Here is a 23853-nt window from a genome sequence, read left to right as displayed (position 1 = left end):
TGTGAAGCGGGCGAGCCATCGCTATGACTTCGGGATAGGCCCGCAATAGATGAATCTGCTCACAATCAGCAGATTCATCGCCAGCATATCCAGTGAACACTCGTACACTCACCGCATGGACGACCCCACTGCCAGCGAAGCCGGCGCCCTCGCCGAGCTCGGCCTCAATGAGCTGGGCACCGCCGTCGATGGCATCCACAAGATCCAGCGCGCCATTTCCGAGCGGGTGTTCCGGCTGGTGGGCTTCGGCGTCGGCCCGGCCGCCAAGCCCGTGAAGATCGTCTACGACGCCATCACGGACGGCGTCTACTCCACCATCAGTCACACGATGACGACCGCCGCGCCCATCGCCGGCAAGGCAGTCCACGGACAGGCCGCCGGAAAGCTGTCTGAACACGCCGGTGGCGCTCGGGTGCTCGGAGCGCTGCAAGGGTTGATCGGCGACAAGCTCCACGAGCAGGGCTCGGTCCTGGCGACCACGATGTCGGTGCGCGTCGAGGGCCGGCCGGTGGCTCTGGAACCCGACAGCCTGCGGGCTGCCTATCCCGCCGCGACGGGCGACATCGTGGTGTTTCTCCACGGTTTGATCGAGACCGAGGCGTTCTGGGCGCTCGGCAAGCGGCCGACGTACAGCCAGCGGCTCGGGGCCGACATCGGCATCACCGGCGTCGAAATCCGCTACAACACCGGGCTGCACATCTCCGACAACGGCAGGCTGCTCGCCGAACTGCTGGACCAACTGGTGGCCGCGTGGCCGGTCCCGGTGACGACGATCTCGCTGGTCGGCCACTCGATGGGCGGCCTGGTGATCCGGTCGGCCTGCGCGGTGCCCGACCGGTCGTGGGTGGACCGGGTGCGCACCGTCGTCACGCTCGGTACCCCGCATACCGGCGCCCCGCTGGAGAAGGTCGCGCACTTCGGGTCGGCGGCGCTCAGCGCACTGCCCGAGACCCGGCCGTTCGGCAGCCTGTTGCGGCGGCGCAGCACCGGGATCCGCGACCTGCGGTTCGGCTCCCTCGACGAACGCGATTGGCGCGACCGGGATGCCGATGCCCTGCGCGCCGAGGCGCAAACCGATGTCCCGCTGCTCGACGGGGTCGAGTACTACTGCGTGAGCGCGACCCTCGCCCGGACGCCGGCCAACCCGATCGGCTGGGTGCTCGGCGACGGGCTCGTGCAGGTGCGCAGCGCGCAAGGCCGAAGCAAGAAGCGCGACATGGGATTTGCGCGCGGCAACCGCCTGCACCTACCGGAAGCGAACCACTTCACCCTGCTCAACGACGAACGGATCTACGACCGGTTGCGCGTCTGGTTGGCGTGATTTGTGCACGAAAATCCGCGGTCAGCGCAGAAAATCGTGCACAAATCACTCGAGGGAGTCGACGAAGAGCTTGTGGATGCGGCGGTCGCCGGTGACCTCGGGATGGAACGACGTCGCCAGCATGCGGCCCTGACGGACCGCCACGGGATGGCCGGCCGCGCGGGCCAGCACCTCGACGTCGGGGCCGACGCGCTCGACCCACGGCGCCCGGATGAACACCGCGTGCACCGGCTCGTCCAGCCCGACGAAGTCGAGGTCGCCTTCGAAGGAATCGACCTGACGTCCGAAAGCGTTGCGCCGCACCGTCATATCGATCCCACGCAGCGGCAGGGCCTCACGCCCCGGCACGCCCGCGTCGTTGATCTCGGTGGCGAGCAGGATCATTCCGGCGCAGGACCCGTAGCAGGGCATGCCCGCCGCCAGCCGGGCGCGCAGCGGCTCCAGCAGTTCCAGCTCGCGCAACAGATGACTCATCGCGGTGGATTCGCCGCCCGGAATCACCAGGGCGTCAACGGTATTCAGCTCGGTGAGGCGCCGGACCGTGGACACCTCGGCACCTGCGTCACGCAGAGCAGCCAGATGCTCTCGGGTGTCCCCCTGCAAGGCCAGGACACCGACGTGCGGGCTCACTCGGCCGATGGGACGAAACCGCGCTGGTAGCGAGTCAGCCCCTCCTGCATCACAGCGGCCACCATCTCGCCGTACTGGTTGAAAATCTTGCCCTGGGTCAGCGCACGGCCGCCGCACGCCGACGGTGACGACTGGTCGTACAGCAGCCATTCGTCGGCCCGGAACGGCCGCATGAACCACATGGCGTGGTCCAGCGAGGCGATGTTCATATGTTTGCGTGCCTCAAGATGATTCACCTGCGCCGAACCCAGCAGGGTCAGGTCGCTCATGTAGGCCAGGGCACAGATGTGCAGGACGTGGTCGTCGGGCAGCGGGTCGCGGTGCCGGAACCAGACCTGCTGCTGCGACGCCTTGCCGGGCACCCGGGCCACCTGGTCGCGCGGCACGATGCGCACGTCCCACTCGGCGAACTGGGCGAACCCGGCGTCGTCGAACGCGCCGGCGGACCGGAAGCCCTTCGACAGGTCGGGCGGCGGCGGCACCGGCATGACGTCCTGGTGCTCGATGCCGGACTGATCGGTCTGGAAAGACGCCGACATCGAGAAAATGGTCTCGCCGTGCTGGATGGCACTCACGCGGCGGGTACAGAACGACCCACCGTCGCGAATGCGCTCCACCATGTACACCGTCGGTGCGCGGGCGTCACCGGGACGCAGGAAGTACCCGTGCAGCGAGTGCACCTGGTACTTCGGTTCCACGGTGCGCACCGCGGACACCAACGACTGACCGGCTACGTGGCCACCGAAAGTGCGCTGCAGGAAACCCGATTCCGGGCTGAAGACACTGCCGCGATAGATGTTGACCTCGAGTTGCTCGAGGTCGAGTATCTGCTCGATTGCCACGTGTTGGTTTTACCAGCCCCGCTCGGCGAGCCGATGCGGCTCCGGCACATCCTCCACGTTGATGCCGACCATGGCCTCGCCCAGACCGCGCGACACCTTGGCCAGCGTGTCGGGGTCGTCGTAGAACGTCGTCGCCTTGACGATGGCCGCGGCACGGGCCGCCGGATCGCCGGACTTGAAGATGCCCGAGCCGACGAACACGCCCTCGGCGCCCAGCTGCATCATCATCGCGGCGTCGGCCGGGGTGGCGATGCCACCGGCGGTGAACAGCGTCACGGGCAGCTTGCCGGCCCGCGCGACCTCGACCACCAGCTCGTACGGCGCCTGCAATTCCTTTGCGGCAACGTACAGTTCGTCCTCCGACAGCGACGACAGCCGACGGATTTCGCCGCCGATCTTGCGCATGTGCGTGGTGGCGTTCGAGACGTCACCGGTGCCGGCCTCACCCTTGGAACGGATCATGGCCGCGCCCTCATTGATGCGACGCAGCGCCTCACCCAGGTTGGTGGCGCCGCACACGAACGGCACGGTGAACTTCCACTTGTCGATGTGGTGGGTGTAGTCAGCCGGGGTCAGCACCTCGGACTCGTCGATGTAGTCCACACCGAAGCTCTGCAGAATCTGCGCCTCGACGAAGTGGCCGATGCGGGCCTTCGCCATCACCGGGATGGTGACGGCGTCGATGATGCCCTCGATCATGTCCGGATCGCTCATCCGCGAGACGCCGCCCTGCGCGCGGATATCGGCGGGTACGCGCTCGAGCGCCATGACGGCTACGGCGCCTGAGCCTTCGGCGATACGTGCCTGCTCGGGTGTGACGACGTCCATGATGACGCCGCCCTTCAGCATCTCGGCCATGCCGCGCTTGACCCGGGCTGTGCCCGTCTGACCGCTGTTATCCGCTGCGGTATCCACTGCAATCTCCCTCAAGAATTTGGTACACGCCAAGTCTAGTGGCCGGTCCAAATCGGTTATCCGCGCAGGTCACCCGACGTCATCGGATCGGCTGAGGCTCCGGGCCCGCCAGTCCCAGTTCGCGCTTGCCGTCCGCCAATTCGCCTGCGAGCGAAAGGTATTCACCGAGCTGCAATGGATAGACAATCTCACCATCTGCGGCCAGCCGAGCGATGACCGCCGCGTCGCACCAGCGGTGAGCGTGAATCGACTGCCGTTCCACCGTGGTGTGGCCACTGGTCACCGGTTCGAACCGTGAGGTGCGGTACACGAAGAAGAACTCCTCGCTGCGGATCACAGATCCGTTGAACTCGAACACCGCCTCGCGACGCCACACCGGGCCGGTCAGGTCGGCCGGGTCGACCTTCAGTCCAGTTTCCTCGGCGATCTCACGGGCGGCGGCGTCGGGCAGCGACTCGTCCGGTTCGACCGCTCCCCCGACGGTGAACCACCACCGCGGCGCCATCAGCGGGTCGGCGGCCGGGTCGCTGCCGCAGAACAGCAGCACCTGCCCGTCCTGGTCCAGCAGCACCACCCGGGCCGACGTGCGTCGGCCCGCGCCGGCCTCGTGCCGCGAGGCCCGCTCGACGATCTCGAAATACGTTGGCATGGCGGCGGTTCCACCCAGATGCAGCCAGCGCACCAGGGTTCGTTCGCGCAGTGCCAGGGTGTCCCGGACAGCGTCGTTGTGGAAGCGGCGGGCCAGCAGCACGCGGGCCTCGGCGTCGGCGAGCTCGGCCACCAACGACACCGGGATGGACGCCGGATCGACCTGCGCCAGGGCCGCCGACAGTTCGTTCTCGGCGGCCTCGCGGGCCGCCCGGGGTGCCAGTTCCGCGTCGGCCGCGAGCCCTGCCAGCCGGCGTCCCGCCGGGCGGGACCCGTACGCATCGACGGCGACAGCCCGGGCCACCACCGCCCGCCGCGCCAGCGCCCCGTCCAGGGCCTGCCACGACAGGTCATAGCGCACGTGCAGCCGGTCCAGCCGGTGCGCAGTCTGATACGCCCACACCACGGTGATCAGGACCGTCAGCGCCAGCCAGACCAGCGCGATCCAAAGGAACCAGTGCACGCCGGTCATTTCTTCTTCGCGCAAGCGCTCATCAGGCCTCCACCCGGACCTTCGTCCCCGACCCTGCCACCGTCTCGTAGACCAGCATGATCTGCTGCGCGACCACCGACCAGTCATAGCGGCGCACTGCCTGGGTGGCTGCCTCGGCGTACCGGCGGCGGGCCGCGTCGTTCGACAACATCTCGACCAGCGCATCGCCGAGCGCCTCGGCGTCGTCGACCGGCACCAGTCGGCCCGCCTCGCCCTGATCGAGCACGCGCCGGAAGGCATCGAGGTCGCTGGCCACCACAGGGGTGCCCGCGGCCATGGCCTCGACCAGCACGATGCCGAAACTCTCGCCGCCGGTGTTCGGGGCGCAGTAGACGTCGGCGCTGCGCATGGCCGACGCCTTCTCGGCGTCGTCGACCAGTCCGAGGAACCTCAGGTGCCCCGCATGCTCGCCGACAGTCTCCTTGAGCGCGTCCTCGTCGCCGCGGCCGACGATCAGCACCTCGACGTCCGGGCAGGCCGCCACCAGTTTGGGCAGCGCGCCGACGAGCACCTGCATGCCTTTGCGTGGCTCGTCGAACCGGCCGAGGAACAGCACGGTGCGGCCGGGCCGCGGATAGCCGGGCAGCAACGGGGCGTCGTCGAACGCCGACACGTCGACGCCGTTGGGAATCTCCACGGCGTCCGAGCCCAGGGCCTCCATCTGCCAGCGCCGTGCCAGATCGGACACCGCGATGCGGCCCATGATCTTCTCGTTCCAGGGCCGCAGAATCCCCTGAAAGACGTTGAGCGTCAACGATTTCGTGGTCGACGTGTGGAACGTCGCGACGATCGGTCCGCTGGCCACCATCAGCGCCAGCAGTGACAGGCTCGGTGCGTTGGGCTCGTGCAGGTGCAGCACGTCGAACTCGCCGTCGATGATCCAGCGCTTGACCATCCGGCGCGTCGCGGGGCCGAAGCGTAGCCGCGCCACGGACCCGTTGTACGGGATGGGCACGGCCTTGCCGCCGGAGACGACGTAGTCCGGCAGGTCGGCGTGCGTCTCCGCCGACGACGGTGCCAGCACGCTGACCTCGTGGCCGTAGCCGCGCATCACCTCGGCCAACTGCAGCACGTGTGCCTGAACGCCACCCGGTACGTCGAACGAGTACGGGCACACCATGCCGATGCGCATCAGTCGTTCCCGGCCAACCGGGCCCGACGTTCCTCGGACAAGTCGGCCAACCACTGCGGTTGCAGCATGTGCCAGTCGGTGGGGTGCGCGGCGATGCCTGCCTCAAAGCGCGTGGCCAGGTCCTGAGTGATGGCAGCGACGTCGCCGCTGGACGTGTCGAGCGGCGACGAGACGTCGAACTGCCAGTCGTTGGGTTTGTTCCAGCACTGCACCGTCAGCAGCGTCGCACCCGTCGTCACGGCGAGCTTGGCCGGACCCGCCGGCATCCGGGTCGGCTCGCCGAAGAGGTTGACCTGCACGCCATTTCGGGACAGGTCACGATCGGCCATGAGGCAGACGACGCGGCCCTCCTGCAGCCGTTCGGTGAGCACCTCGAACGGCGGACGCACGCCCCCGGTCAGCGGCAGAATCTCGAATCCCAGCGATTCGCGGTACTCGACGAAACGGTTGTACAGCGACTCGGGTTTCAGCCGTTCGGCAACCGTGGTGAACTTTCCGTACTGGTGCACCACCGAGACACCGGCCATGTCCCAGTTGCCACTGTGCGGCACCGCCAGGATGACGCCCTTACCGTTTTCGAGGCCCCGTGCAATGTGCTCGGTCCCGACCAGACAGTGCCGCAGCTTCTCACCTAGGGTGCGCTGATTCATCGACGGCAGCCGGAACGCCTCCCGCCAGTACCGGCCGTACGACGCCAGCGAGGCTCGGATCATGCGGCCGGGCACCTTGGCCGGCCGGACGCCCAGCACCCGGGCCAGATTCTTGCGCAGCTGCTCGGGACCGCCGCCGCGCGCCGCGTACAGCGCACCCGCGTCGAACATGTTGCGGGCGGCGAACTCCGGCATCGTCCGGATCAGGCCCCACCCGGCTGCGTAGCCGAGGTCCTTGATCTGCTCGCCCATCGGGACGTCGAAGCCCCCGAAGGACGGAACACCGCCGGTGGGAACGCTCATGGCTGCTCCTTGGTGGGCGAGCTCGACGGGAGTGGCGCATCGGCGCCCGGCGAGCGGCACACCGAGGCGACGCGCTGCCCCAGCGTGATGACGCTGGCGACGGCGAGCACCCACATCGCGATGGGCAGCGCCAGTGGCAGCGGATGGATCGGCAGGTCCGAGAACCCGGCGCCCACCAGCACGATGATCAGCCGCTCCGGGCGTTCGATGAAGCCGCCGTCGGCGTTCAGTCCGCTGGCCTCGGCGCGGGCCTTGATGTACGAGATGACCTGCGAGGTGACCAGGCAGATCAACGTGGCGATGACCAGCGGCTTGTCGTGCATCTCGAACGCGATCCACCACAGCAGGCCGCAGAACACCGCGCCGTCACCGATGCGGTCGCACGTCGCGTCGAGCACGGCGCCGAGGCGCGTGCCGTAGCCGCGTTCGCGGGCCATTGCGCCATCGAGCATGTCGGCCAGCACGAAGAACCAGACCGTCACGGCGCCGTACCAGAGGTGCCCGGTCGGGAACAGTGTCAGCGCGCCGACGACCGACGCGGTGGTACCGATGACGGTGACGGCATCCGGCGTCAGCCCGATGCGCAGCGCTCCCCGGGCCAGCGGGCGGCTCAGCTTGGTGTAGGCCGCGCGGGTCAGCAGGTAGAAGTCGCTCACGGCTGGGTGGCTTTCCCGTCGCTGCGCTCGCCCCGGGTGGCTTTCCCGTCCTGCGCCGCCCACTCGTCGGCCAGCAGCTTGCGGGTGTCACGCAGCAGCTGCGGGATCACCTTGGTGCCACCGATGACGGTGATGAAGTTGGCGTCGCCGCCCCAGCGCGGCACCACGTGCATGTGCAGGTGATCGGCGAGCGAGCCACCGGCGGAGGTGCCCAGGTTGAGGCCGACGTTGAACGCGTGCGGGTTGGAGATGGACTTCATCACCCGAATCGCCTTCTGCGTGAACGCCATCAGCTCGCTGCTCTCGGCCTCGGTGAGGTCTTCGAGCTCGGACACCTTCCGGTAGGGCACCACCATGAGGTGCCCCGGGTTGTACGGGTACAGGTTGAGCACCGCGTAGACCTGCTCGCCGCGCGCGACGATCAGGCCTTCCTCGTCGGACATGGTGGGGATGTCGATGAACGGCTGCTTCGAGCCGGCCGACGTGCCCTCACCGCCCTTCATCGGAGCATCGACGATGTAGCTCATCCGGTGCGGCGTCCACAGCCGCTGCAGATGGTCCACGTCACCGACCCCCCGGTCCACGATGCTCCGATCCTCGGTCACGCCTGCGCGCCCCGCGCTTCGTTCACCAATTCGGCTGTCGGGATGGCGTTTTCGCGGCGGCCGATCCACCCCGTGAGGATCTCGATGGCCTCGGCCACCGGGACGCCGTTGACCTGGGTGCGGTCACCGAAGCGGAACGACACCGCACCGGATTCGATGTCCTTGTCGCCCGCCAGCAACATGAACGGCACCTTCTGGTTGGTGTGGTTGACGATCTTCTTGGCCATCCGGTCGTCGCTGCCGTCGATCTCGACCCGCACACCGCGCGACTTCAGTTGCGCCGCAACGTCATACAGGTAGTCCAGGTGCGCGTCGGCAACCGGGATACCGACGACCTGCACGGGGGCCAGCCAGGCCGGGAACGCGCCGGCATAGTGCTCGGTGAGCACCCCGAAGAACCGCTCGATGGAGCCGAACAGGGCGCGGTGGATCAGCACCGGGCGCTGGCGGCTGCCGTCGGCCGCGGTGTACTCCAGCTCGAACCGGTCGGGCATGTTGAAGTCCAGCTGGATGGTCGACATCTGCCAGCTTCGGCCCAGCGCGTCCTTGACCTGGACGGAGATCTTCGGGCCGTAGAACGCGGCGCCGCCCGGGTCCGGCACCAGGTCCAGGCCGGAGGCCTCGGCGACCTCACGCAGGGTCTCGGTGGCCTCATCCCAGAGCTCGTCGGAGCCGACGTACTTGTCCGGGTCCTTGGTGGACAGCTCCAGGTAGTAGTCGTCGAGGCCGTAGTCGCGGAGGAGATCCAGCACGAACTGCAACAGCGTGGTCAGCTCGTCGCGCATCTGCTCGCGGGTGACATAGATGTGCGCGTCGTCCTGCGTCATACCGCGCACGCGGGTCAGGCCGTGGACGACGCCCGACTTCTCGTAGCGGTACACGCTGCCGAACTCGAACAGCCGCAGCGGCAGCTCACGGTACGACCGCCCCCGCGACCGGAAGATCAGGTGGTGCATGGGGCAGTTCATGGGCTTGAGGTAGTAGTTCTGCCCCGGCTTGCGCAGCGTGCCGTCCTCGTTGAACTCCGCGTCGATGTGCATCGGCGGGTACATGCCGTCGGCGTACCACTCCAGGTGCCCGGAGGTGATGTACAGCTGTTCCTTGGTGATGTGCGGGGTGTTGACGAACTCGTAGCCGGCCTCTTGGTGCTTGCGCCGCGAGTAGTCCTCCAGCTCACGCCGGATGATGCCGCCCTTGGGATGGAACACCGGCAGACCCGAGCCCAGCTCGTCGGGGAAGCTGAACAGGTCCAGCTCCACGCCCAGCTTGCGGTGGTCGCGGCGCAGCGCTTCCTCGATCAGTTCGAGGTGCTTGTCGAGCGCCTCCTGCGACTCCCAGGCGGTGCCGTAGACGCGCTGCAGGCTGGCGTTCTTCTGGTCACCGCGCCAATAGGCGGCGCTGCTGCGGGTGAGCTTGAACGCCGGAATGTGCTTCGTGGTCGGGATGTGCGGGCCGCGGCACAGGTCGCCCCAAACCCGTTCGCGGGTACGCGGATTGAGGTTGTCGTAGGCCGTCAGCTCGTCGCCGCCGACCTCCATGATGTCGGCGTCGCCGGACTTGTCGTCGACCAGTTCGAGCTTGTAGGGCTCCTTGGCCAGCTCTTCGCGGGCCTGGTCCTTGGACTCGTACACCCGCCGGTCGAACAGCTGACCGTCCTTGACGATCTTCTGCATGCGCTTCTCTAGCTTGGCCAGATCCTCCGGCGTGAACGGCTCGGCGACATCGAAGTCGTAGTAGAAGCCGTCGGTGATCGGCGGGCCGATGCCGAGCTTGGCGTCCGGGAACAGGTCCTGGACGGCCTGGGCCAGCACGTGGGCGCACGAGTGCCGGATGACGCTGCGGCCATCCTCGGTGTTGGCGGCCACCGGGATGACCTCGACGTCGACGTCCGGGGTCCAGGACAGGTCGCGCAGGCGGCCGTCGGCGTCCTTGACCACCACGATGGCGTCGACCTCGCCGCGCTGCGGGAGCCCGGCCTCGCGGACCGCGGCGCCGGCGGTAGTCCCGGCAGCGACCCGGATCGGGGCTGCTGGTGCGGGGCTGGCGACGGCGGTCATCGAGACACTCCTACGGGTTAGGTGACGATCGCGACCATGCTATCGGCACCGGTCATCGCTTCGCGGCCCAGCGCCACCTCAGGGCTGACCCGGCTTGAGCCTTACGAAGAGGGCCTCGGCGTCGGCGAGGACGGTGTCGCCGTCCAGCAGCGCGCCGGTGATGAAGATCTTGCGGCCTTCGACACGTTCCAGGGTCGCCGTCGCCTGCAGGTCCCGCTCGACCGGAACGATCTGCCGGTAGTTGATGTGCAGGTAGGCGGTGCGCTGGAACGGGCTGTCCGTGAGCCGGTAGGCGGCGTGCCCCAGCACCGAGTCGAACAGCAGCCCGATGGCCCCGCCGTGCGCGGCCCCGTTGCGGCCCAGGTGGAAGCGCCGGAACCGCACGGGACCGGCGATCCGGCCGTCGTCGGTGACCTTGAGGTTCGACGGCACGTTCAGGATGTTGCCGCGATTGGGCAGGTCGAGGCGACGGCCGGACGGTGAGTGCCATTCGTCGGCGCGGTAGGGCGCCAGCAGCGCGTTGGCCTGCTCGATGAGGTTCGCCGCCTGGGCGATGACGTCGTCGGGTGCGTCGGCGCCACGCGCATGGTCGCTGACCATGCGGACCGATTCGACGAACCGGCCGTAGTCCGGGCCGCCCTGGGTGGTGGGTTTGGGCGGGTTGAACCCACCACCGGCATGCTTATCCACCTGCTTCTCTTACCACGGTGGCAAGGTGGCCCCATGCGACTGAGCGACCTGGCCGGGCTGGCGTTCACCTACCCCGACGTCGGTGCGACGGCCGGAAAGCTGCCCGACGGCTACCACCACGTGCGTGCGGCGGCCCAGATCGGCACGGGCCGAGCACGATTCGACGCGGCGGCCGACGCGGTGCTGCGCTGGGGCATGCAGCGGGGCGTGGGCATGCGGGTAGAGGCGACGACGGTGACCGCAGCTCCCGGGACCGACGTGCTGGGCCGGCTCGGGCCGATGCGGGTCCCCTGCCGTGTGGTGTACGTCGTCGACGAACCAGACCGTCGCGGGTTCGCGTACGGGACATTGCCCGGCCATCCGGAGTCCGGCGAGGAGCTGTTCTGCGTGCGCCACGACCCGGCGACGGACTGTGTATATGCCGAGATCAGCGCGTTCTCACGGCCCGCCACCTGGTGGAGCCGCCTCGGCTCGCCTGCCGCACGAGTGGCACAGCGGGTGATCACCCAGCGATATCTGCGCGCCGTCTGAACGATTTGCCGTTCGGCCTGACTGCTTCGAACTTTCCGGCAGGGACCGCGTGAGTGTCATTCGCTCAGACACCGCTGACCACGTGTTGTAGCTTTCACACGACACTGACACGGCCAAGGAGTGCTGCGTGGAGCCGACACGATTCGGGCAGTACGAGCTGCGCGAACTGATAGGCCGCGGCGGCATGGGCGAGGTGTACGTCGCCTACGACACCAACACCCAGCGCACCGTGGCACTCAAGGTGCTGCCGCCACACCTCGCCAAGGACCCCGTGTTCCAGGAACGGTTCAAGCGCGAGTCCCAGGCCGCTGCCGGCCTGAACGAGCCGCACGTCGTCCCCATTCACGGTTTCGGCGAGATCGACAATCAGCTCTACCTGGACATGCGGCTCATCGAAGGCCGCACCCTGGCCGAGATCCTGGCCGACACCGAACACCGTCCGAGCCCCGAGTTCTCCGTCGGGGTCATCGAGCAGATCGCCGCGGCCCTGGACGCGGCGCACGCGACGGGGCTGATCCACCGCGACATCAAGCCGTCCAACATCCTGGTGACCGACCATGACTTCGCCTACCTGATCGACTTCGGCCTCGCCCGCACCGCCGGCGAACACGGATTGACCACGGCCGGAAGCACTCTCGGCACGCTGGCCTACATGGCGCCCGAGCGGTTCGAGGGCGGCCAGGCGGACCCGCGCTCGGACATCTACGCGCTGACCTGCGTGCTGTACGAATGCCTGACCGGCAAGCGGCCGTATCCGGCGGACAGCCTCGAGCACCAGATCGCCGGGCACATCAGCGCTCCCGCGCCGAAGCCGTCCGACGTCGATCGCCGCCTCGCCGCGTTCGACGACGTGATCGCCGAAGGAATGGCCAAGAAGCCCGGCAAGCGCTATCAGCACGCCGGTGAACTCGCCGCGGACGCCCGCGCCGCGCTGAGCGCCCAAGGCCGTGTCTCGGGCCGAACGGGCCGGACGGGCCCGCGAACGGGATCGGGACGCCATGCGGTGCAGACCACCGAACCGAAGCGCCGTACCCGGCGGGTCGTCATCGCCGTCGGAGCGGTGATCGTGTTGGCCGCCGGCGCCGGAACAGCCTGGCTCTACTGGTCCCGGCAGTACGAGGTCGGACCGTCGGGCTCGGTCCCGTCGATCGCCGCCAAGGTGCCTGCCGATCTCAAGGATTCCGGACGGCTGGTGGTCGGGGTCAACATTCCTTATGCGCCAAACGAATTCAAAGGCCCGGACGGCAAATTCACCGGATTCGACGTCGACCTGATAACCGCGGTGAGTCGCGTGCTGGGGCTGGAGCCGGAGTTCCGGGAGATCGGCATCTCCAAGATCGTGGCCTCGGTCCGCGACGGCGTCATCTCGGTCGGGGCGTCGTCGACGACCGACACGAAACAACGGGAGAAGTCAGCCGATTTCGTGACGTACTTCAAAGCCGGTGTGCTGTGGGCGCGGCGGGCCGGATCGAGCGTGGACCCCAGTGCGGCGTGTGGACTTCGGGTGGGTGTGCACCTGGGCTCCGTCGAGGAGACCGACCATCTGCCGGCCCGCAGCGCAGCGTGTGTAGCGGCGGGGGTCGCGCCGATCGAGATCGTCCCCATCGCCGGCCAGGACGGCGTCACCGCGGCCCTGCTGGCCGGTACCGTCGACGCGATGGCCGCCGACTCGCCCGTCACCGGCTACGCGATCAAACTCAGCGGAGGCAAGCTCGAGGCGGCCGGCGGGATCGTCGACGCGCAGCCCTACGGGTGGCCCGTGCCCAAGGGCTCGTCTCTCGCCTCCGCACTGCAAGCGGCGCTGAAACATCTGATGCAGACCGGCGAGTACCGGCAGATCGCCACCAAATGGGGTGTGGAGATGGGCGTCGTCGACAAGCCCGTCATCAACGGCGCGCTGCGTTAGACCTTCACTTCGGCCCGATATCCGCGCCCAGCCACGTGCGGCTGACGGTTGCGTAGCTGCCATTGCCTTGAATGGCGCTGAGCCACTGGTTGATTCGCCGCTGCAGCGCCGTCGCATCCTTGGGCATCAGGTAGGCCTTCTGTGCGTCCGTGAATGGCCGGTCGGTCGACACCCCGCACAGTTGCGGATGTTGCGTGACCTGCCAACGGATTTCGCTGCCGTCGGTGATCATGACGTCGGCCTTGCCGTCGATGACCTGATCGAAAATGGTGTTGTTGTCGGGGTAGCCGACGATGGTCGCGTGGTGCAGGTTGGCCCGGTCGAATTGTTCGTTGGTGCCACCGGGATTGACGACCACTCGAACTCCCCCGCGGTCGATATCGGCCAGGGAACGGTAATTCGCGGCATCGGTGCACCGCACGACGGCGGCCTTGCCGTCGCGCAGATACGGGTCCGAGAACAGCGCCCTGGCAGCCCGCTCGGCGGTGACGGTGATGCCACCGACCGCCAGGTCGCATTTCTGGCCCAGGTCGGCCATGAGCGTCGGCCAGGTGGTCGGCACCAAATCCAGATCGGCGCCGGTACTCCGGGCGAAATCCCGGACCAGATCGATGTCCATGCCGCTCCACTGGCCGTCGGCGTCGCGGTAGGTGAACGGGCGGTAGTCACCGGTGCTGCACACCTTCAGCGTCTGACGCGACTCCCAGTCAGGCGATCCGCACGCCGCGGCTGCCGCGATGACCAGTGCCAACGCGCCGCGGATCACTGTGCGCCTCATTCAGCCAGGCTCTCACGCGACCACGAGGTCGCCTACGCTGGCTCTATGCGTCGAGTCGCGGCACTGGCAGTGGCAGGTGCGCTGCTCAGTGCCTGCACGCAGACCGTGTCGGGGCAGGCCGGCGCGCCGGCCGAGCTCACCTGGCAGCGCCCCATCACCAATGCGGTGTCCAGCCTGGGTGGCACGCTCGGCACCGTCGGCGAAGCGATGACCGCGCACGACTTCGTCGCCATGTCGCGGGACTGCACGAAGCTGCAACGGACTTTGGACGATCTCGGCAAGAACCTGCCGACCCCCGACCAGGGCGTCAATTCATCGTTGCAGGACAGCATCGACAACTTCCGCTCGTTCGCCCGCGTTTGCATGATGATGACGCCGGGCACCGCGGACGCGGCACTCGATCAACTGAGCGGCTACCTGGAACGCGGCGACAGCTCCATGCGAAAAGCCTTGCAGCAGATGGGAATCGAGCTACCAGCAGCAGGGCGCTGACGTCTGGACGTCAGTTGTCACCCGCGGCGGAGAGATTGCCAGTATGTTTGCCCTGTCGTTCGGTCCTCACGGTTGTGCCCCGAAGGAGCAACATGACCCTCGCGTCCCAGCGTCACCGCGTCGTCGTCATCGGATCGGGATTCGGTGGCCTACAGGCCGCCAAGGCCCTCAAGCGCGCCGACGTCGACATCACCTTGATCTCGCGCACAACCACCCACCTCTTCCAGCCGCTGCTTTACCAAGTCGCCACCGGCATCCTGTCCGAAGGCGAAATCGCGCCGACGACACGATTGGTGCTGCGCAAGCAGCAGAACGTCACCGTCCGCCTCGGCGAGGTCGAACACATCGACCTGCAGGCGCAGACCGTCACCTCCAAGCTCATGTCGCAGGAGACCGTCACCCCGTTCGACAGCCTGATCGTCGCCGCCGGCGCCCAGCAGTCCTACTTCGGCAACGACCATTTCGCGACGTTCGCACCGGGCATGAAGACCATCGACGACGCCCTCGAGCTGCGCGGCCGCATCCTGGGTGCGTTCGAGGCCGCCGAAGTGGTCACCGACCCGGCAGAGCGTGAACGCCGGCTCACCTTCGTCGTCGTCGGCGCCGGACCTACCGGCGTCGAGCTGGCCGGGCAGATCGCCGAGCTGGCCGAACGCACCCTGGCCGGGGCGTTCCGCAGCATCAAGCCACAGGACTGCCGGGTGATCCTGCTGGACGCCGCCCCTGCGGTGCTGCCGCCGATGGGCGCCAAGCTCGGCGCCAAGGCGCAGAAACGCCTGGAGAAGCTCGGCGTCGAGATTCAACTCAACGCGATGGTCAGTGACGTCGACTACAAGGGCATCACCGTCAAGGACAAGGACGGCACCGAGCGCCGTATCGACTGCGCCTGCAAGGTCTGGTCGGCCGGTGTGCAGGCGAGCCCACTGGGCAAGCTCATCGCCGAGCAGTCCGACGGCACCCAGACCGACCGTGCGGGCCGCGTCATGGTCGAACCCGACCTCACCGTCAAGGGACACCCGAACGTGTTCGTCGTCGGCGATCTGATGGCCGTCCAGGGCGTGCCAGGCATGGCGCAGGGCGCAATCCAGGGCGCCGCCTACGCCGCCGGCATCATCAAGCAGCACCTGGCAGGCCAGGACGACCCCGCCAACCGTGAGCCTTTCAAGTACTGGGACAAGGGCAGCATGGCGACCGTGTCGCGGTTCGATGCCGTCGCGCAGGTACCGATTCCGTTGACCAAGAAGAAGCTCGAATTCGCCGGCGTGCTCGCCTGGCTGTCGTGGCTGGTGCTGCACCTGGTCTATCTGGTCGGCTACAAGAACCGGGTGACGACGCTGTTCACCTGGTTCGTCACGTTCCTGGGCCGCGGGCGCGCCCAGATGGCGATCACCAGCCAGATGATCTACGCGCGGACCTCGATGCAGCTACTGCAGAACCAGCTCAACGCGTTGTCCGCGGCCGATACGGCCGAGAAGGACGAGTCCGCCTAGCGATTCGCTGCAGCGGCAGCATCGAAATCCGTTGGGACACAGGCCATACGGAACGGCTGCGCGGCGGCTGCCTGCCAGCCTGATCGTCAGTTTTCGGTGTCGGGGTTCCAGGTGGCCGGAAGCATGGGCGTACGCGCGCCGTCGCTGAATTGGTCAGGGGCCAACGCCGTCAATCCCGCGGGCGTCGCACCCGACCTGGACACGGCGCCGGTGAACCCCATCGGGCCCGCGCCGCGGTTCGAGGCCTGTGCGTCGTCGGGATCGGGGCCCGAGTCCCATTCGGGCGTGACGTCGAGGTCCATGAATTCGACTGCGCGGCCTTCTTGCTTGTTCCGACCGCGCCGGCGGCGTGCTTGCCGTGCCGCAGCCGCCGCGCTCGAGGCTGCCTGAGCGGTCGTGGACACTCGCGACGACGCGCCGGCGTCAGCGCGTGCCTGACGCTGAAGCCACGTGGTCGCGCCGACGCCGGCACCGTCACCGACCGCGTACGGGAAACCCGGGTCGCCGATGGGCGGCGGTGATGAGGGGGTAGGTGCGGGTGCCGACACGCTGCCGGCCGCCGTCGACGCGGGGGCACTTGCCGGAGCGGTGGCCGAGGCGGACGTCGACGACGGACTGGGCGCGGGGGCCGACGTGGCGACAGGCGTGGACGGTTCCTGCGAGGCAGGAGGCGGCTCCGCACCAACGGCCTCCGGGGACACCTGGATTCCGGCAAGCCCCGCGAACCCGGCCACCCAGCCGAGGTTGGCGATCGCCAGCCCCAATGCCGGCTGGATCAGGGCCGGCGCGAACTGACCGAGTACCGAAGCCAATTGGGAGGCGTGGAAGGTCACGTCCGCCAACACCAGCGGCAGGTTGGTCAGCAGCGCAGCCGGATCGGTCAGCAAGTTGTTCCAGAGGAGTTCGAGATGCTCGCCCATCTCGGCGCCCACGTCCAGCCACCACTCCCAGTGGGTCGGGTCCAGATCGCCGTGGCCATGGTCGTGATCATGGCCGTGATCGTGATCGTGATCATGGTCGTGGTCGTGGTCGTCGTGCTCCACGATCTGCGGCGCGGGTGTGGAGTGCGGCGTGGACGTCATCGCACCGTCCGACACGGCCTCGTAGGTCGCCATTGCGGTGGCGGCTTGCACCCACATGCGGACGTAGTCGGCCTCGGTCACCGCGATGGGAATTGTGTTGATACCAAAGAAGTTCGTGGCCACCAGCGCGGCCTGCGTGGCATGGTTGGCGGCCAATTCGACAAGGGTGGGCATCGTGGCCAGCGCGGCGCTGTATGCGCCGGCGATGGCCTCGTGTTGGACCGCGCGGGCATTGCTTTCGAGGCCGCTCTGAGTCAGCCACGCCAAGTACGGGACGTGTGCGGCCACGTACATCTCCGCACTCGGCCCCTGCCACGAGCCGGCGTTCGTTGCGGCGAGGACTGCTCGAAGTTCCTCGGCAACCGCCTCGTAGGTCGCGCCAAGCAAAGACCATGCGGCAGCGGCGGCGAGCAACGGACCTGGGCCTGGACCGCTACTGAGCAAGGCCGAATGCACCTCTGGCGGCGACGCCATCCACACCGGCATTGCCATCACGCATCCCCTCCGACCGCTAACGATAATGAAAACTATGTTCATTAAGGTAGCAGTCGGGTGGTACGGCTCGAGAAAATGCGTTGCCGATTGAGTGGGGCCGCAGGAAGATGCGACCTGCCCACCCCAATGCTTCCAGCGCCCCAGGAGTACTCCCGTGCCCGACTTCGCACCGGTCATCACCGACTACTGGGCCGCGGCGTTCAGCGGGAAGCCGTTGCACAACAACGAATATCTGACGATCACCGCCAACCCCGATCTCGACGACAACGAACGCGTCACCATCTTGCGGACTGCCGACGATGACCGCGTCTCGATTGCCGTCAGCCCCGCAGTCGCCGATGCACTGGCCAAAGACATTGCCGCGCTCGGCAATCCGACAGAGACCGACGTCCGGGCCGCGCTGGCCGCCCAAGGCGTCGTACTGAACGGCGCCGATAGTGTGTTTTATCTCACCGATTCCGCGGCCGACGACATCCTCGGCGACACCGAATCCATCAACGTCCGCCGCCTCACCGAAAGGGACGCCGACATGTTTGCGGCGTTCAAAGCGGCCGTTTCCGAAGAAGATTGGGACGGCGCATACGTCGAGCTTGATCACTGGGCCGTGTTCGGCGCATTCGACGACCGCCAGCACCTGGTCAGCATCGGCAGCATGTATCCGTGGGACGACGAGTATCCGTTGGCCGATCTCGGCGTGCTCACCACCAGCGCCGCGCGGGGCCGAGGGCACGCAAAGACCTTGGTGCGCGGTATGTTTCGCTACGCGCTCACTGAAGGATACGAGCCGCAGTACCGGTGCCAGCTGGACAATGCCGCCTCGAACAAGCTGGCCGCGAGCCTGGATTTGCAGATCTTCGGGCAGTGGGAAGTCGTCATTCCAGAGGAAGGGTGAAGCAACTCCGCTCGCAACCCACGTCAAGCATCGGATAGCAGCTGCGGCCGGTCCGTCACCAGAGCACGTGTCGGCCGAACGGGTGAATTTCGCGTCGAGTTTGGGCAGTTCGCCAACCCCTCGCCAGCAAGCCTTCGATGATCTCGAGGTGATCCAAAACCGAGGATTCAGAGGATTCACCAGCGCGCTCTACCGGCTTGTCACGTTCACGGCAGGCGTCCACAACGTTCCCTCCGCGACTTACTTGGCGTCAGCGCCACCCGACACGGTACGAGTCGCTTTCGACCAATACGGAATCATCTATCCCACATCAGTAGATGTTCCAGCCATACGCCAACCTCGCATAGGCAGCAACTACGCGTGGTCCCTCCGGCACGAGCTTGATCGCCTCGGCTATGAGTATGGCCCGTCGCAAATTGCTGCCGCCACTGCCCAAGTCGCGGAATCTTTGAAGACGAAAGCAAAGAGCGTCCCGGCAAATTGCATGGTCGTCTTGATTCACGGATACAACAACGCTCTCCCTGCTGCGGCCGAGAATTACTCTCGCATCAGGGCTCAGCTTCAGCATCACCCAATACTCAAACCGGTGTATTTGGAGGTGTTTTGGGACGGAATGCACCGCGGTCCGCTCACCTGGCGCGCGCCGTTGTTGTACTGGTTCGACGCCATGACGTACTCCAATATCGCCGGACAGATCGGCCTTCGATCGCTCATGAACAGGAGACCCCTTGACCTGCCAGTCCTGTTCATCACGCACAGCCGCGGCGCGGGCGTGGCGTTCAGCTGCATTTCCGACCCGGTCTATGACGACCACATCGAGGTCGGCGAATATGAAGCATCGACGCTGCAATCGGCTCCGTCAGTAGCTCTTGTATGCCTCGCGCCCGCTGTAGGTAATGGTCACTCGTTACCCAAAGTGCGAGCCGCGCTTCCAAAAAACTCATCGCTCGGAATCGGTTTCAACGAACGCGACCCCGCTCTGCAGAAGCCATTCGTCGGCGCACAGTCCCTGGGCGACACGTCCCTCGGGACCAACGATGATTATTTTCAAAATGCCGAAAGGTCGACAAACATGGGCAGCACCTGGCTCTATCGATCGGTGTATGCGGATCATCCGAAGCACGACCTGCAGGGTTACTTGGAGCATGAAGGCGGGAAGCCATTCAACGCACTCCTTGACGGCGCCGTGGCCACTCTTCGCATCGTCTAGCCGCACCACCGCGTCACGGAGAATCACAGAAACTTGGCCCAAATGGTGGCCCGCAGGATGCCTTTGAGCATCGCAGCGCTCAGGGCAATTCAACGAATACAAATCTCGGCGGCTACCTGAGTTTGTGTGGTGGTCCCGACTGGGATCGAACCAGTGACCTTCCGCGTGTGAGGCGGACGCTCTCCCCCTGAGCTACGAGACCGGGGAATCTCACCGACCGAATCGGTGCGACGACAGACACTAACACGTCCCGTGACCCGAACGGGAATCGCGCCCCGCGGCATCCGGCCGCACCCACCCGGGTCACCCGAACCCGCCACCGCACCGCCTCAGGAGTCACAGGACGCAACGCTTGAAACACCGGCCATGACTCGGTCAGCTCCCCGAACCGGCCTGTTTACCAGCGGTTTTCACGCGATTTGTGTCTGCTCGCATTCGTGCACTAATGTCTTGCATCGCAACGGACGAACAAAGTTCAACCGAAGCGAAACGCGGATGTAGCGCAGTTGGTAGCGCATCACCTTGCCAAGGTGAGGGTCGCGGGTTCGAATCCCGTCATCCGCTCGAAGGTGCGAAGGCATCAGCCCCAGTGGTGGAGTGGCCGAGTGGTGAGGCAACGGCCTGCAAAGCCGTGCACACGGGTTCGATTCCCGTCTCCACCTCCACAAGTTTCAACCCGGCGCGATTAGCTCAGCGGGAGAGCGCTTCCCTGACACGGAAGAGGTCACTGGTTCAATCCCAGTATCGCGCACCAGCGCTTCACGACAGGCCCGGTTTTCGAACCGGGCCTTTCTCTTGTTTCGCGGCGGCACAGGTGGACGGGTTACCGAATCCAGCAGTCCACAGTTTATTCGTACCAATGCGCTGATTTTTTCTCAATTCGCATACAGACCAGTAGCGACAGCAGTAGCGTCCACCTTGCAATATCGGCATATTGCCGATCCGAGCTAACTCTCCGAGGTCGAGTTGTTGCGTGCGTTGATCGTTGCTGCCCTGATCACGTCTGGCGGAGTCGCCATAGCCCCCGCCGCCCAGGCGTCCGGTTACAAGAACTGTTCGGCAGCTCATGCCGACGGCCGGTACAACATCCCTCAGGGAGATCCCGACTACAAGGCGTCCCAAGACCGTGATGGCGACGGCATCGCCTGCGAAGGCTGATCAGAGGCCGCAGGAACCCGCCTCAGACCGCAGCGGCTCGCAGGCCTTCATCGAGTTGCTCGCGGACGTGCCGCTCCACCAGGAGGGGCACGAAATCCCGCACCGCGCTCGACGCGAAACCCTCGTGCGCTTGCCGAACTGCGGCGGCGATCCAGTCAGGATCGAGCGCCGGGTATCGAGCCGCCAGGCGTGCCACGACTTGACCGATCGCTCGCTCTTCGCTGAACTCGCGCATCGGCCCATTCTCACGCAGTGCTCCCCCGCGCGTGGCCAAACGAGATAAGAGTCCGGTCACCGACCCGCGGTCACCTCGTCGTAGAAGATGCCGAGCCGGTCGATGCGCCACAGCTGCCCGTACACGACGAGCACGGCGCCGAACACCGTCGGCCAGATGAGCAGCGCGGCGAGTCCCCACACCAGCAGCGCCGCACCGACCAGAGCGCCGACGATCCAAACCCTTTGCACCACAGCGAACCCCGCTGGCATGCGCGAGCGATCCTGCAGCCACAGCCGCTCGCCGTAGATGCCACGGGACGACCAGGCAACGGGTTTGTCGACGGGGGCAAACGCGTGCGGATTCCACCACAGCCACAGGATGACGACGCCGATCGGCGCCAGCGCCCACCACCCGATCCAAACGCGGCTCCAGATGGCCAGCATCATCAGCGGGATGGCCGCGAATCGGGTCCATACACTCCACGGATTGGCGTGACGGCGCCAGACCTCCTCGCTCATGCCGGCGGCGCTGGCGTACTTGTCCAGCAGTTTCATCGGAGCATCCCCCTTGCCAGAGTCCGGATGGTCGCATCGAGCACGTCGTCGTATTCGGCTCCGAACCGGTCACGGCTCATCACCACCAGCCCGACGGACCGCATGACGCCCAGGAGGGCCGTCGGCGCGATGTCGTCGACCAGGACGCCGGCCCGCTGCCCGGCCACGAGGTAATCGAGCACCGGGCTGACGACCTGCGGCACCACCCGGGCGAGCTGTTCGGGCCCGACGCGACGGGTGACCGCCGTCAGCTCGTCGGCGCGCATCAGCAGCCGCCGATAGAACGGATCGTCGACAAGCACGTCGGTCATGGCACGCATGAGGCCGACCAGGTTCTCCTCGTCGACCGGACGGCTCAGCGCTTCGCTCAGCCCCGAGGCCACCAGAGGCGCACGCCGCAGCATCACTTCGAGATACAGCGACTCCTTCGAGTCGAAGAACACGTAGAAGCTGCCCTTACTGATTCCCGCCGCCTGCACGAGCTCGTCCAGCGACGTCTTCTTCAGGCCCTGGGTGGCGAACAACTGCTCCGCCGTCTCGACCAGGACACGCGCAATGCCGTCCTTCTCGTCCGGGGTAAACGCCACCGCCATAGCTATGACTCCCTTGGTCAATCAGTCATAGCCTACCCGTTTGAAAGCCCCTCCACCAGGGCATCCAAATACCACCGCGCAGCTGCGAGGGCTCGGACACAGTGAACACGCTCGGATAGCCATAGCCCAGCGTGTAACGCTTTACTGCTATTCGTCGATGAAGTAGACCGATGCGTCTCATTCAATAGCTACGCGACGAATTTGAGTCGCCACGCAGCTAATTTGGTTGACGTAATGTTCTCAGCCTCGTCCCCAGTGCGCGTGCGGCCCACTCAAAAGGTGCAACGAGACAGGCATCAGTACAGTTCAACGCCTTGCAGACGAGTTCTTTCAGTTCGACCCACGATCCAGCCCCGACACCACACCCGCCCCACCCGTCGATACGTCGACGATGACCCTCTTTGCCTACAGCAAATCCCAAATCGCAAAGTGAACATTTCCAAGAAGTTCGCTCATATGGTTGCGCGAGGCGCGAATCTGGACTACAAATGTTTGCTGTAAGCGACTTTCGCTCCAGGAGGGACCCTCATCATGGCTAACATCACCACTCGTCGTATCGCAGGATCGATCGCGCTCGCCGGAGGCGCCGCGATCGTCGCGCTCGCCGGTGCCGGCGCCGCCTCGGCCGCCCCGACCCCGCCGCCGAACCCGATCCAGCAGATCGGCCAGTTCGGCACCCAGCTCAACCAGGCCGTCGGCCAGTTCGGCACGGCGAACGAGCAGGCCCTGGGCCAGGCCGGCACCTACTACAACCAGGCCGCCGGCACCGCGGGCACCTACTACAACCACAACACCGGCGTGCTCGGCACCTACGCCACCAACCAGCTCGTCGGCCTCGTCGGCGGCATTTTCGCACCGCAGCACTGATCTCTCGCGCAAACAGCGAAGGGCGTGGGCCGCAACGGCCCACGCCCTTCGCTGTTTTCTTGGCCACTCATCGCCCCACGCACATAGCTAGAAGAGCTAAACTTTGACCCCATGAGCTCAAAGACGTCGATCGCCGCCGCCGCGGCACTGGCCGTGGTGAGCTGGGGCGCATCGACGGCCGTCGCCGTGGCCGACCCCACGCCGGCCCCTCCGGGCCCTGCCGCGCCGAACGCCGCAGGCCCGAAGACCAGCATCGACGGTGATGGACTGTTCATCGTCGGCAAGGACATCGCACCCGGCACCTACGCCACCGCCGGACCCGTCGGCGACAAACGCTGCTACTGGCGCCGGATGAACAATGCAGACCCGCACGCCAAGAACAACGTCATCGACAGCGCCATGACCGCCAAGCCGCAGGTCGTGCTCATCGATGAGACCGACAAGGCGTTCAAGACCAGCGGCTGCCAGCCGTGGCACGTCACCGATGCCGCACCAGACTCCCCCGGACCCGGTCCGAACATCTCTCCGCAGGCCCGCGCCGCGATCGCCATTCTCGGCACCCTCGGCGGAGGCGGCGGTGCCCCCGCCCCGGCGCCCGCACCGGCGCCGCCTGCGCCGACACCAACGCCGTAGTAGTGCATCCTTA

The 23853-nt window shown here is 66.5% G+C and carries 25 protein-coding genes and 4 tRNA genes; 13 read left to right on the top strand and 16 right to left on the bottom strand.

The features are described 5' to 3' along the window. Positions 1 to 115: 115 nt before the first annotated feature. Positions 116 to 1321: an esterase/lipase family protein gene (locus TL10_RS15500; RefSeq protein ID WP_043986301.1), complete on the top strand. Its 1206-nt coding sequence runs from the start codon at positions 116 to 118 to the stop codon at positions 1319 to 1321. A 45-nt stretch (positions 1322 to 1366) separates the two neighbouring features. On the opposite strand, the gene pdxT is transcribed toward TL10_RS15500, so the two are convergent. From pdxT to TL10_RS15450, 10 genes are all read right to left on the bottom strand, one after another. Next, a complete protein-coding gene (pdxT, locus tag TL10_RS15495) occupies positions 1367 to 1951 on the bottom strand; it encodes a pyridoxal 5'-phosphate synthase glutaminase subunit PdxT (RefSeq protein ID WP_043399203.1) in 585 nt (194 codons plus the stop codon). Then, positions 1948 to 2793, bottom strand: a complete 846-nt coding sequence (gene tesB, locus TL10_RS15490) for an acyl-CoA thioesterase II (protein WP_043399205.1) — start codon at positions 2791 to 2793, stop codon at positions 1948 to 1950. Before tesB ends, pdxT begins: the two co-directional genes overlap by 4 nt. A gap of 9 nt (positions 2794 to 2802) precedes the next feature. Next, the gene (pdxS, locus tag TL10_RS15485) at positions 2803 to 3708 is read right to left on the bottom strand and encodes a pyridoxal 5'-phosphate synthase lyase subunit PdxS (protein WP_043986265.1); all 906 of its coding nucleotides are present in this window, start codon (positions 3706 to 3708) and stop codon (positions 2803 to 2805) included. A gap of 79 nt (positions 3709 to 3787) precedes the next feature. Beyond that, a complete protein-coding gene (locus TL10_RS15480; RefSeq protein WP_043986264.1) occupies positions 3788 to 4828 on the bottom strand; it encodes an NUDIX hydrolase in 1041 nt (346 codons plus the stop codon). 22 nt (positions 4829 to 4850) lie between these two features. Next, positions 4851 to 5981 (bottom strand): glycosyltransferase family 4 protein, encoded by a 1131-nt coding sequence (locus TL10_RS15475; protein ID WP_043986263.1) that lies wholly within the window; start codon positions 5979 to 5981, stop codon positions 4851 to 4853. Further along, entirely contained in the window at positions 5981 to 6934 is a 954-nt protein-coding gene (locus TL10_RS15470; RefSeq protein WP_052506427.1) for a phosphatidylinositol mannoside acyltransferase, read from the bottom strand. The genes TL10_RS15475 and TL10_RS15470 overlap by 1 nt, the downstream gene beginning before the upstream one ends. Beyond that, complete coding sequence (gene pgsA / locus TL10_RS15465) at positions 6931 to 7590, bottom strand: phosphatidylinositol phosphate synthase (RefSeq protein WP_043986262.1); 660 nt, start codon at positions 7588 to 7590, stop codon at positions 6931 to 6933. The genes TL10_RS15470 and pgsA overlap by 4 nt, the downstream gene beginning before the upstream one ends. Next, positions 7587 to 8195 (bottom strand): ATP adenylyltransferase, encoded by a 609-nt coding sequence (locus tag TL10_RS15460; RefSeq protein ID WP_043986261.1) that lies wholly within the window; start codon positions 8193 to 8195, stop codon positions 7587 to 7589. The genes pgsA and TL10_RS15460 overlap by 4 nt, the downstream gene beginning before the upstream one ends. Next, the gene (gene thrS / locus TL10_RS15455) at positions 8192 to 10252 is read right to left on the bottom strand and encodes a threonine--tRNA ligase (protein WP_043986260.1); all 2061 of its coding nucleotides are present in this window, start codon (positions 10250 to 10252) and stop codon (positions 8192 to 8194) included. Before thrS ends, TL10_RS15460 begins: the two co-directional genes overlap by 4 nt. A 78-nt stretch (positions 10253 to 10330) precedes the next feature. Next, the gene (locus tag TL10_RS15450; RefSeq protein ID WP_043986259.1) at positions 10331 to 10942 is read right to left on the bottom strand and encodes a PaaI family thioesterase; all 612 of its coding nucleotides are present in this window, start codon (positions 10940 to 10942) and stop codon (positions 10331 to 10333) included. A gap of 33 nt (positions 10943 to 10975) precedes the next feature. Between TL10_RS15450 and TL10_RS15445 the strand changes: the two genes are divergently transcribed. Both TL10_RS15445 and stpK7 read left to right on the top strand, forming a co-directional pair. Further along, positions 10976 to 11473, top strand: coding sequence for a DUF1990 domain-containing protein (locus TL10_RS15445; protein ID WP_043986258.1), 498 nt, complete (start codon positions 10976 to 10978; stop codon positions 11471 to 11473). A 127-nt stretch (positions 11474 to 11600) separates the two neighbouring features. Then, positions 11601 to 13379 carry a serine/threonine protein kinase StpK7 gene (gene stpK7 / locus TL10_RS15440; protein WP_043986257.1) on the top strand — a complete coding sequence of 593 codons (1779 nt, stop codon included), beginning with the start codon at positions 11601 to 11603 and terminating at the stop codon, positions 13377 to 13379. 4 nt (positions 13380 to 13383) lie between these two features. Here stpK7 and TL10_RS15435 read toward each other — a convergent pair whose 3' ends face one another. Continuing rightward, complete coding sequence (locus TL10_RS15435) at positions 13384 to 14157, bottom strand: transporter substrate-binding domain-containing protein (protein WP_052506426.1); 774 nt, start codon at positions 14155 to 14157, stop codon at positions 13384 to 13386. Positions 14158 to 14202: 45 nt separating this feature from the next. On the opposite strand from TL10_RS15435, the gene TL10_RS15430 reads away from it, so the two are divergent. Both TL10_RS15430 and TL10_RS15425 read left to right on the top strand, forming a co-directional pair. Continuing rightward, positions 14203 to 14649, top strand: coding sequence for a hypothetical protein (locus tag TL10_RS15430; RefSeq protein WP_043986256.1), 447 nt, complete (start codon positions 14203 to 14205; stop codon positions 14647 to 14649). A gap of 92 nt (positions 14650 to 14741) precedes the next feature. After that, positions 14742 to 16139 carry a type II NADH:quinone oxidoreductase NdhA gene (locus tag TL10_RS15425; protein ID WP_043986255.1) on the top strand — a complete coding sequence of 466 codons (1398 nt, stop codon included), beginning with the start codon at positions 14742 to 14744 and terminating at the stop codon, positions 16137 to 16139. Positions 16140 to 16225: 86 nt separating this feature from the next. Here TL10_RS15425 and TL10_RS15420 read toward each other — a convergent pair whose 3' ends face one another. Further along, positions 16226 to 17716 carry a PPE family protein gene (locus TL10_RS15420; RefSeq protein WP_043986254.1) on the bottom strand — a complete coding sequence of 497 codons (1491 nt, stop codon included), beginning with the start codon at positions 17714 to 17716 and terminating at the stop codon, positions 16226 to 16228. 154 nt (positions 17717 to 17870) lie between these two features. On the opposite strand from TL10_RS15420, the gene TL10_RS15415 reads away from it, so the two are divergent. Together TL10_RS15415 and TL10_RS30970 are read left to right on the top strand one after the other, a co-directional pair. After that, positions 17871 to 18608 (top strand): GNAT family N-acetyltransferase, encoded by a 738-nt coding sequence (locus TL10_RS15415; RefSeq protein ID WP_043986253.1) that lies wholly within the window; start codon positions 17871 to 17873, stop codon positions 18606 to 18608. 67 nt (positions 18609 to 18675) lie between these two features. Beyond that, on the top strand, positions 18676 to 19818 hold the full coding sequence (locus TL10_RS30970; RefSeq protein WP_131630746.1) for a hypothetical protein: 1143 nt from the start codon (positions 18676 to 18678) through the stop codon (positions 19816 to 19818). 127 nt (positions 19819 to 19945) lie between these two features. Here TL10_RS30970 and TL10_RS15405 read toward each other — a convergent pair. After that, positions 19946 to 20020, bottom strand: a tRNA-Val gene (locus tag TL10_RS15405). 289 nt (positions 20021 to 20309) lie between these two features. Here TL10_RS15405 and TL10_RS15400 point away from each other — a divergent pair. The 4 genes from TL10_RS15400 (at position 20310) to TL10_RS15385 (ending at position 20976) form a co-directional block, all read left to right on the top strand. Beyond that, positions 20310 to 20382: transfer RNA gene (locus tag TL10_RS15400), tRNA-Gly, on the top strand. A gap of 27 nt (positions 20383 to 20409) precedes the next feature. After that, positions 20410 to 20483, top strand: a tRNA-Cys gene (locus TL10_RS15395). 14 nt (positions 20484 to 20497) lie between these two features. Further along, positions 20498 to 20572 (top strand) — tRNA-Val (locus TL10_RS15390). 212 nt (positions 20573 to 20784) lie between these two features. Continuing rightward, a complete protein-coding gene (locus tag TL10_RS15385) occupies positions 20785 to 20976 on the top strand; it encodes an excalibur calcium-binding domain-containing protein (protein ID WP_043986251.1) in 192 nt (63 codons plus the stop codon). Positions 20977 to 20998: 22 nt separating this feature from the next. Here TL10_RS15385 and TL10_RS15380 read toward each other — a convergent pair whose 3' ends face one another. The 3 genes from TL10_RS15380 to TL10_RS15370 are packed head-to-tail and all read right to left on the bottom strand — an operon-like array spanning position 20999 to position 22340. Continuing rightward, entirely contained in the window at positions 20999 to 21211 is a 213-nt protein-coding gene (locus tag TL10_RS15380) for a three-helix bundle dimerization domain-containing protein (protein ID WP_043986250.1), read from the bottom strand. 56 nt (positions 21212 to 21267) lie between these two features. Further along, the gene (locus TL10_RS15375) at positions 21268 to 21747 is read right to left on the bottom strand and encodes a DUF6653 family protein (protein WP_043986249.1); all 480 of its coding nucleotides are present in this window, start codon (positions 21745 to 21747) and stop codon (positions 21268 to 21270) included. Further along, positions 21744 to 22340 carry a TetR/AcrR family transcriptional regulator gene (locus TL10_RS15370; protein ID WP_043399249.1) on the bottom strand — a complete coding sequence of 199 codons (597 nt, stop codon included), beginning with the start codon at positions 22338 to 22340 and terminating at the stop codon, positions 21744 to 21746. The genes TL10_RS15375 and TL10_RS15370 overlap by 4 nt, the downstream gene beginning before the upstream one ends. Positions 22341 to 22871: 531 nt before the next feature. Here TL10_RS15370 and TL10_RS15365 point away from each other — a divergent pair. Together TL10_RS15365 and TL10_RS15360 are read left to right on the top strand one after the other, a co-directional pair. After that, positions 22872 to 23207 carry a hypothetical protein gene (locus TL10_RS15365; RefSeq protein WP_043399252.1) on the top strand — a complete coding sequence of 112 codons (336 nt, stop codon included), beginning with the start codon at positions 22872 to 22874 and terminating at the stop codon, positions 23205 to 23207. Positions 23208 to 23318: 111 nt separating this feature from the next. Then, positions 23319 to 23840 carry an Rv1352/Rv1906c domain-containing protein gene (locus TL10_RS15360; protein ID WP_051955053.1) on the top strand — a complete coding sequence of 174 codons (522 nt, stop codon included), beginning with the start codon at positions 23319 to 23321 and terminating at the stop codon, positions 23838 to 23840. Positions 23841 to 23853 lie beyond the last annotated feature (13 nt).

This window comes from Mycolicibacterium llatzerense, from assembly GCF_000878195.1.
GTDB lineage: Bacteria > Actinomycetota > Actinomycetes > Mycobacteriales > Mycobacteriaceae > Mycobacterium > Mycobacterium llatzerense.
This window is presented reverse-complemented; position numbering and strand designations above follow the sequence as displayed.